At 74.0% G+C, this 8,970-nt stretch carries 7 protein-coding genes and 1 pseudogene; 3 read left to right on the top strand and 5 right to left on the bottom strand.

All coding sequences use genetic code 11. The annotated features are described in order from the left end of the window. From NH342_RS20300 to NH342_RS20285, 4 genes are all read right to left on the bottom strand, one after another. The coding region (locus NH342_RS20300) for a hypothetical protein (RefSeq protein ID WP_253017702.1) at positions 1-1,003 on the bottom strand (1,003 nt) is incomplete at its 3' end. An 87-nt stretch (positions 1,004-1,090) separates the two neighbouring features. Further along, positions 1,091-2,422 carry a crotonyl-CoA carboxylase/reductase gene (gene ccrA, locus NH342_RS20295; protein WP_253017700.1) on the bottom strand — a complete coding sequence of 444 codons (1,332 nt, stop codon included), beginning with the start codon at positions 2,420-2,422 and terminating at the stop codon, positions 1,091-1,093. 65 nt (positions 2,423-2,487) lie between these two features. After that, positions 2,488-2,937, bottom strand: a complete 450-nt coding sequence (gene mce, locus NH342_RS20290) for a methylmalonyl-CoA epimerase (RefSeq protein WP_253017698.1) — start codon at positions 2,935-2,937, stop codon at positions 2,488-2,490. 102 nt (positions 2,938-3,039) lie between these two features. Continuing rightward, a complete protein-coding gene (locus NH342_RS20285; RefSeq protein WP_253017696.1) occupies positions 3,040-3,876 on the bottom strand; it encodes an alpha/beta fold hydrolase in 837 nt (278 codons plus the stop codon). Between the two features lie 165 nt (positions 3,877-4,041). Here NH342_RS20285 and NH342_RS20280 point away from each other — a divergent pair, with 165 nt between their 5' ends. The 3 genes from NH342_RS20280 to NH342_RS20270 are packed head-to-tail and all read left to right on the top strand — an operon-like array spanning position 4,042 to position 7,697. Then, entirely contained in the window at positions 4,042-5,247 is a 1,206-nt protein-coding gene (locus tag NH342_RS20280; protein WP_253017695.1) for an acetyl-CoA C-acetyltransferase, read from the top strand. A gap of 2 nt (positions 5,248-5,249) precedes the next feature. Further along, a complete protein-coding gene (gene meaB, locus NH342_RS20275) occupies positions 5,250-6,200 on the top strand; it encodes a methylmalonyl Co-A mutase-associated GTPase MeaB (protein WP_253017694.1) in 951 nt (316 codons plus the stop codon). A 24-nt stretch (positions 6,201-6,224) separates the two neighbouring features. Beyond that, the gene (locus NH342_RS20270; protein ID WP_253017693.1) at positions 6,225-7,697 is read left to right on the top strand and encodes an NAD(P)/FAD-dependent oxidoreductase; all 1,473 of its coding nucleotides are present in this window, start codon (positions 6,225-6,227) and stop codon (positions 7,695-7,697) included. 137 nt (positions 7,698-7,834) lie between these two features. Here the strand turns inward: NH342_RS20270 and NH342_RS20265 are convergent. Continuing rightward, positions 7,835-8,071, bottom strand: a pseudogene (locus NH342_RS20265) (endonuclease domain-containing protein); the annotation flags it as partial. Between the last annotated feature and the right edge of the window lie 899 nt (positions 8,072-8,970).

Genomic DNA, 8,970 nt, shown 5'->3' with positions numbered 1-8,970 from the left:
GCGGTGAGCAGGTCGGGCATGCCCACCGCGCGGGGCCGGCCGGGGCGGCCCGGGTGGGTGCCGCCTGCTCGGCGGCTGGGTCCTGCGCCTCGTCGTCCTGGTGGTCGTCCTGGTCACCCGCCTCGGCAGGCTTCCCCTCGGCAGGCTTCTCGTCGGCCTGCCCGCCGTCGGCCTCGGCCGCCCCGGCGGGCTCCTCGCCGGCGGGGGTCGCGTCGGCGAGGGAGGGCAGCCGGCCCAGCAGGCTGCGCACCTCGTGCAGCCGGGCGGCCAGCTCGTCGCGGACCCGGCGGACCGACGCGGCCTCCTCCTGCGCGGCGGTGACCAGGGCGGCGGCGCGGGTGGTGGCGTCGGCGACCCGGCGCTCGGCGGCGGCGGTGGACGCCTTCTCCCGCTCGTCCTCCAGTCGGGCGGCCTCGGTGCGCCGCGCCCGCTGCGCGATCTCGAAGTCCTCCTCGATCTTCGTGCGGCGGGCCTGGGAGTCGTTGTCGAGCTGGGCGACCCGCTCCTGGGCCTTGGTGACCAGCTCGTCGGCCCGTGCCTGCGCCTTGGTGGCGACCTGCTCGGCCTCGTGCCGGGCCTCGGCGAGCACCCGCTCGGCGTCCGCACCGGCCTGGGCCTGGCGCTGCACCGACGCGTTCTCCTCGGCGGTGATCCGCTGGCGGATCGCGTCGGCCTCCTCGGCGGCCTTGCGGCGCACCTCCGCGGCCTCCTCCTCGGCCAGCCGCAGCATGTGCGAGATGCGCTCGCCCATGTTCTCGAAGGTGGGCGCCCCGGCGGAGGCGGCCTTGCGGCGCAGCGCCTCCATCTCCTGGTGCAGCGCCGACAGCTGGGCGGCCAGGTCGGAGGCGCGGGACGCCGCGGCGTCCCGGTCGGCCATGGTGACCCGCAGGTCCGCGTCCAGCCGCTCGATCGCCTCGGCCACCTGGTCGCGGTGGTAGCCCTTGCGCACGACCTCGAAGGAGTAGGTGGCCTCACGGAGCAGTTCGGCGTGGGGGTCGCTCATGGTCCCCATCCTTCCAGAGTCGACGGGTCGGCCGGCCCCTGACCGACCGGCCCGCAGCGCATCCACAGCTGCGGGCCGGTCAGGTCCTCACAGGCCGCGGAAGCGGTTGATCGCGTCCAGGTGCCGGGCGCGCTTGTCGTGGTCGCGGACGCCCAGGCCCTCCTCGGGGGCGAGGGTGAGGACGCCGACCTTGCCCTGGTGGGAGTTCATCTGGACGTCGCGGGCGGCCTGGCCGACCTCGGCCATCGGGTAGACCTTGGACACCGTGGGGTGGATGAGCCCCTTGTCGATGAGCCTGTTGGCCTCGTAGGCCTCCTTGTAGTTCGCGAAGTGCGAGCTGAGGATCTTCTTCAGGTTCATCCACAGGTAGCGGTTGTCGTACTCGTGCAGGTAGCCCGAGGTCGAGGCGCAGGTGATGATCGTGCCGCCCTTCTTGGCGACGTAGACGCTGGCGCCGAAGGTCTCCCGACCCGGGTGCTCGAAGACGATGTCGATGTCCTCGCCGCCGGTGAGCTCGCGGATCTTCTTGCCGAACCGCTGCCACTCCTTGGGGTCCTGGGTCGTCTCGTCCTTCCAGAACCGGTAGCCCTCGGCAGAACGGTCGATGACCAGCTCGGCGCCCATCTTGCGCACGATCTCGGCCTTCTCGGGGCTGGAGACCACGCAGACGGGGATGGCGCCGCCGTTGAGGGCCATCTGGGTGGCGTAGGAGCCCAGCCCGCCGGAGGCGCCCCAGATCAGGACGGTGTCACCCTGCTTCATGTTGGCACCGTTCTTGCTGACCAGCTGCCGGTAGGCGGTGGCGTTGACCAGCCCCGGGGCCGCGGCCTCCTCCCACGTCAGGTGGTCGGGCTTGGGCAGCAGCTGGTTGCTCTTGACCAGGGCCAGCTCGGCCAGGCCGCCGAAGTTGGTCTCGAAGCCCCAGATGCGCTGCTGGGGGTCCATCATCGTGTCGTCGTGGCCGGCCGGGTCCTCCAGCTCCACCGACAGGCAGTGCGCGACGACCTCGTCGCCGGCCTTCCACTTGGTGACGCCGGGGCCGGTCGCCAGCACGACGCCGGCCAGGTCCGAGCCCACCACGTGGTAGGGCAGGTCGTGCCGCTTCCCCAGCTCGGAGACCCGGCCGTAGCGCTCCAGGAACCCGAAGGTGCTCACCGGCTCGAAGATCGACGTCCAGACGGTGTTGTAGTTCACCGAGGACGCCATCACGGCCACGATCGCCTCACCCGGACCGAGCTCGGGGGTGGGCACCTCCTCCACGTGCAGGCTCTTGCGGGGGTCCTTGTCCTTGGTGGCCAGGCCCTCGAACATGCCCTGCTCGTCCTTGCGGACCAGCACGCCGCGGTAGGAGGCGGGCACGCCCAGCCCCCCGATGTCGGCCAGCTGGTCGGACAGGATGGCGTCCCTGATCTCGTTCACGTGCTGCTCCCGGGTCGTCGTTGGCTCGGTGTGCTGGCGGACGTTACTGGCGAGTAGCCCGGATGTCAGCGGGATGTGGTCGGTTCCACGATCTCGACGAGCACGCCCCCGGCGTCCTTGGGGTGCACGAAGTTCACCCGGCTGCCGGCGGTGCCGCGGCGCGGCTCGTCGTAGAGCAGCCGCAGGCCGCGCTCGCGCAGGGTGGCGCTCACCGCCTCGACGTCGCCCACCCGGAACGCCAGCTGCTGCAGGCCCGGGCCCGAACGACCGATGAACTTCGCGATCGTGGACTCCGGCGTCAGCGGCGCCAGCAGCTGGATGCGGGTGTCACCGGACCCGACGGCGAGCATGGCCTCGCGGACGCCCTGCTCCTCGTTGGTCTCCTCGTGCACCGACCGCACCCCGAAGGCACGGTCGTAGAAGGCGATCGCCTCGTCCAGGTCCGGGACGGCGATCCCGACGTGGTCGATGGTGGTGAACAGGTCGGTGGGCAGGGCGGCTGCGTCGGCGCTCATGCGGGCATGGTGCCGTCCACGGCGTCCTCGCGGTGGTGACCCTGGACACAGCGGAGCCCGCCGCCCCCGGTGGGGACGACGGGCTCGCGCGGGCGGTGGCGGCTACTTCGCGAGGAACTGCAGCAGCGCTGCGTTGAACTCCTGCGGGTGGCTGGCGTTGATGCCGTGCGGCCCACCCTCGACGACCACCAGCTCGGCGCCCTCGATCGCCTCGGCCGACCGCTTTCCCGACACGTCGATCGGGACGACGCCGTCGCTGTCGCCGTGGATGACCAGGGTCGGCACGGTCACCTTCGCCACGTCGTCGCGGAAGTCGGTGCGGCCGAAGGCGGTGATGCAGTCCAGCGTGCCCTTCGGTGAGGCGGTGTTGGCGATCTGCCGGGCGAAGGCCTTCTGCGCCCCGCTGACCAGGTCCTTCTTCTCGCCCGCGGCGAAGAAGTTCTCCGTGAAGTCCTCGAGGAAGGCGGGCCGGTCGGTGCGCACGCCGTCCTGGAAGGCCTCGATGGTGGCGTCGTCCAGCCCGCCGTCCGGGTTGTCGTCGGACTTGTACAGGTAGGGCGGGACAGCGGCGGCGAGGACGGCCGAGTGGATGCGGTCGGTGCCGTACCGGCTGATGTAGCGGACGACCTCGCCGCCGCCCATGGAGAAGCCGACGAGGGTGACGTCGGTCAGCTCCAGGTGGGTGAGCAGGGCGTCGAGGTCGGCGGCGAAGGTGTCGTAGTCGTAGCCGTCGAAGGGCTTGTCCGACTCCCCGAAGCCGCGCCGGTCGTAGGTGACGACCCGGTGACCGGCCTCGACCAGGGCGGGCACCTGCGCCTCCCAGGACCTGCCCGAGAGCGGCCAGCCGTGGATCAGCACGACCGGGCGGCCGGTGCCGTGGTCCTCGTAGTACAGCTCGATAGGGGCGGAGTTCTCGGTGCCGACGGTCACGCGGGGCATGGGGTGGTTCTCCCTCGGGGTGGGGTGTGCGGTCGATGGCTCACTGCCCGGTCGTGCGCGACGGGAACCCTGGTGAGCTCGGTCACCAGCCGTCGGCAGGCGCGCCCGGGGCGCCCTAGGCTCGGTGTGCCGCCAACGAGGGCGGTGCGCACCCCTGGAGGACCGATGGTCAAGCCCGCAGCCCCCAACCGCTCCGTGATCGTCGGCGGCGCACGCACACCGATGGGGCGGCTGCTCGGCTCGCTCAAGGACTTCTCCGCCGCCGACCTGGGCGGCGTCGCCATCAAGGGCGCCCTGGAGAAGGCCGGCATCAGCGGCGACCAGGTCGAGTACGTGATCATGGGCCAGGTCATCCAGGCCGGCGCCGGGCAGAACCCGGCCCGCCCGGCCGCGGTGGCCGGTGGCATCCCGATGAGCGTGCCGTCGTTCACCCTGAACAAGGTGTGCCTGTCCGGCATCGACGCGATCGCGCTGGCCGACCAGCTCATCCGGGCCGGGGAGTTCGACGTCGTCGTCGCCGGCGGCATGGAGTCGATGACCCAGGCGCCGCACCTGCTGCCGACCAGCCGCACCGGCGTGAAGTTCGGCGACGCGCAGCTGGTCGACTCGATGAACCACGACGGGCTCACCGACACCTTCGACCAGGTGGCCATGGGCCGCCTCACCGAGCAGGCCAACAGCCGCTACGACCTGACCCGCGAGGAGCAGGACGCCTTCGGTGCCGCCAGCCACCAGCGGGCCGCGGCCGCGCACAAGAACGGCCTGTTCGACGACGAGATCGTCACGGTCTCGATCCCCCAGCGCAAGGGCGACCCGGTCGAGTTCCGCGAGGACGAGGGCATCCGGGCCGACACCACCACCGAGTCCCTGGGCAAGCTCAAGCCGGCGTTCAGCAAGGACGGCACCATCACCGCCGGCACCGCCTCGCAGATCTCCGACGGCGCGTGCGCGGTCGTGGTGATGAGCGCGGCCAAGGCGGCCGAGCTCGGCTGCACGGTGCTGGCCGAGATCGGCGCGCACGGCGTCGTGGCCGGCCCCGACGCCACCCTGCAGCAGCAGCCGTCGCGGGCCATCGCCGCGGCCTGCGAGCGCGAGGGCATCAGCCCGGCCGACCTCGACCTGGTCGAGATCAACGAGGCGTTCGCCGCGGTGGGCATCGTGTCCACCCGGGAGCTGGGCCTGGACCCGGAGAAGGTCAACGTCAACGGCGGCGCGATCGCGCTGGGCCACCCGGTCGGGATGAGCGGCGCGCGCATCGTGCTGCACCTGGCGCTGGAGCTCGGGCGGCGCGGCGGTGGCACCGGCGCGGCCGCGCTGTGCGGTGGCGGTGGCCAGGGCGACGCCCTGGTGCTGCACGTCCCCGCCGCCTGACGGTGGGTCGCCGGACCCCGGACGTCGGCGCACTGGTCGCCGGTGCCCGGGACGGCGACCCGCGCTGCGTCGCCCGGCTGATCTCCCTGGTCGAGCAGGAGAGCCCGGCGCTGCGCGAGGTCGCCGCGGCGCTGGCCCCGCACACCGGCCGGGCCCAGGTGCTGGGGATCACCGGCCCGCCCGGGGTCGGCAAGTCCACCACCACCACGGCGCTGGTCCGGGGCCTGCGCGAGCGGGACCTGCGGGTCGGGGTGCTCGCCGTGGACCCGTCGTCCCCGTTCTCCGGCGGTGCGCTGCTCGGCGACCGGGTGCGGATGGGCGACCACGCCGACGACCCCGGCGTCTTCATCCGCTCGATGGCCTCCCGCGGGCACCTGGGCGGGCTGTCCTGGGCCACCCCCCAGGCGTTGCGGGTGCTCGACGGGGCCGGCTGCGACGTCGTCGTCGTGGAGACCGTCGGGGTGGGGCAGTCCGAGCTGGAGGTCGCCTCGCTCGCCGACACCACCCTGGTGCTCGTCGCGCCCGGGATGGGCGACGGCGTCCAGGCCGCCAAGGCCGGGATCCTCGAGGTGGCCGACGTGTTCGTGGTGAACAAGGCCGACCGGGAGGGGGCCGACCGCACCGCCCGCGAGCTCCGGTCGATGCTGACCATGGTCCCGCCGTCGGACTGGCGGCCGCCGGTGGTGCGCACCGTCGCGTCGGAGGGCCGAGGCATGGACGACGTGCTGGCCCGGGTCGGGGAGCACCGGGCCTGGCTGACCTCCTCCGGCGAGGGCGACCGGCGCCGCCGGGTGCGGGCCGCACGGGAGATCGAGGCGATCGCGGTCGGGGAGTTGCGCCGCCGGATGGGCGACGTCGGCGGCGCGGGCGCGGTCGACGCCCTGGCCGAGCGGGTGGTCGCCGGGGAGTGCGACCCCTACGCCGCGGCCGACGAGCTCGTCGGGCGGCTCTGAGGGGGCCCGGGGGAGACTGGCCCCATGAGTTCGCGACCTGATGCCGTCGTCGTCGGGGCCGGACCGAACGGGCTGGCCGCCGCGCTGCGGCTGTCGGCCGCGGGCCTGCGGGTCCAGGTCGTCGAGCGGGCGTCCCGGCCCGGCGGGGGCATGCGCACCGAGGAGGTCACCCTCCCCGGCTTCGCGCACGACATCTGCTCGGCGGTGCACCCGATGGGTGTGGCCTCGCCGTTCTTCCGCGAGTTCGACTGGGCCTCCCGCGGGGTGCGGATGATCCACCCGGAGGTCGCCTTCGCCCACCCGCTGGACGGCGGGGACGCCGCGGTCGCCCACGCCGACCTCGACCGCACCGCCGCCGGTCTCGGCGCCGACGGCGCGGCCTACCGGAAGCTGCTGGGCCCCCTGGTGGAGCACGGCGACGACGTCATCGACTACTTCCTCTCCTCCGCCTTCCGCCGGCTGCCCACCCGCAGCCTCGGCGCCGTCGCCAGGTTCGCCCTCAACGCGCTGCCCGACATCCGCTGGCTGGCGCACCGCGCCTTCGACGGCGAACCGGCCCGCGCGCTGGTCGGCGGGGCCGCCGCGCACGGCATGCTCGACCTCACCCGGCCGCTCACGGCGGGGCTGGGCATGGTGCTCACGATGCTGGCCCACCACCGGGGCTGGCCGCTGCCCGAGGGCGGCACGCAGCGGATGGCCGACGCGATGGTCACCGCGCTGGAGCAGCAGGGCGGGTCGGTGGAGTACGACCACGAGGTGACCGACCTGCGGGAGTTCGACGGGGTCCCGGCGGTGCTGCTGGACACCTCACCCGACGCCTTCGTCGCGATGGCCGGTGACCGGCTGACCCCGGGCTACCGGCGCTGGGTGCGCCGGTACAAGCACGGACCGGGGGTCTTCAAGGTCGACTGGGCGCTGTCGGACCCGGTGCCGTGGACGAACCCCGACGTCCGCCGGGCGGGAACGGTGCACGTCGCAGGCACCCTGGCCGAGACCATCGCCGGCGAGGCCGCGCCGGCCGCCGGCCGGCTGACCGATCAGCCGTACGTGCTGGCCGTGCAGCCCACCGTCCTGGACCCCACCCGGGCGCCGGACGGGAAGCACGTGTTCTGGGCCTACGTGCACGTCCCGAACGGCTCGGACGTCGACATGACCGCGCAGGTCGAGGCGCAGATCGAGCGGTTCGCCCCGGGCTTCCGGGACACGGTCCTGGCGCGGGCGACGAAGACCGCGCCGCAGATGCAGGAGTGGAACCCCAACAACGTCGGTGGCGACATCTCCAACGGCGAGGCGTCGCTGCTGCAGATGCTGGCCCGCCCGGTGCCGCGCTGGAACACCTACTCCACGCCGGTGGACCACGTGTTCCTCGCGTCGTCGGCGACCCCGCCCGGGCCTGCGGTGCACGGCATGTGCGGTGACAACGCCGCCCGGGTGGCCCTCCGGAAGGTCTTCGGCGTCCGGGCGGTCCCGCCCCTGCGCCCCGCCCCACCCACCTGACCCCGCCCGCGCCGCCGACGCCGCTGGATGTGGGTCGTTGCTGGGTCATCCGCCCGGGACCCCGCTGCATGCCACATCGAGCGGGCGAGCTCGGCGGCCACCCGGGCCACCAGGGCAGCCGGGTGCGCCAGGTCCTCCGCCGTCACGGAGACCACCCGCCAGCCGGCTGCGGTCAGCCGGTTCAGGCGTGCCCGGTCGCGGGCGAACTGCTCGGTGCCGGCGTGCCAGCGACCGTCGTACTCCACGGCCACCCGGTGCTCGGGCCAGGCGAAGTCCACCCGGGCAATCTCCCGGCCACCGTGCACGACGCCGAACTGGGCGACGGGCGGGGGCAGCCGTGAGCGGTGCAGGAGCAACCGGACCACGGTCTCCATCGGTGACTCCGCGAGGCCGTCGGCCAGCCGGACGACGGCCTCGGCCCGTCGGGCGCCGCGGGCGGTGTCGGCCTCCGCGGCCGCCAGCAGCTCGGGCTGGTCGACGGGCACGGCGCGCAGGAAGCGGTCGACCACCGCGACGGCCTCGTCGTGCGGTGCTGCGACGGCGAGGTCGAGCCCCGTGCGGACCAGGCCGGTGACCTGGACCTCGCCGTGGATGACCACCTCGTCGGGCCGGAGGACGCGACGCCGGACCGCGACACCCCCGATGCGGCCGGCCGTCGTCCCGGGCGGCAGGGTCACCTCGACGTCGTCGGGTGGTCCGGCCAGCGGCACGCCCCACAGCACTGCCGCGCTCCTGCCGGACAGCACCGCGGAGGGCAGCAGCAGCCGGACCGCGGCCGCCCGGGCGCGGTGGTCGAGCGCGACGTCGGGGCCGGCGTAGAGGTCCCGGGCCAGGGCGCGGAACGCCGTCGACCGCGGGTGTGCGGGGGTCAGCTGACCACTGCGGACGGCGTCCGAACCGCGGAAGACGGCGGCGCGCAGGTCCGGCGGGCAGTACGGCATCGGGGGCACCGCCGCAGGATGGACCACCGGGCGACGTCGTCCCGGGGGGTTGTCCACAGCGTCCCTGGGCAGTGCCGGCCCGCTGGGTGTGATTCGTCGCGGTGTCCGAGCCGACCGACCCCGCCGGATGTCACACCGTGCGGGGTCGGGTGCGGACCGGCACCGGGCCCGGCGCACGGGTCCGGGCGGTGGGATCATGGCCGCCATGCAGCCGTCCCGCCCCGCCCGACCCGGCCAGCCCACCGACCCCCGCGCCGCCGCGCAGCAGGCCCAGCTGGCCGCCTCGTTGGCCGGGGCGGTGGACCTGGCCGCGGTCAAGGCCCGCTCGGACG

It is taken from the genome of Klenkia sp. PcliD-1-E, from assembly GCF_024124375.1.
Taxonomy (GTDB): Bacteria; Actinomycetota; Actinomycetes; order Mycobacteriales; family Geodermatophilaceae; genus Klenkia.
This window is presented reverse-complemented; position numbering and strand designations above follow the sequence as displayed.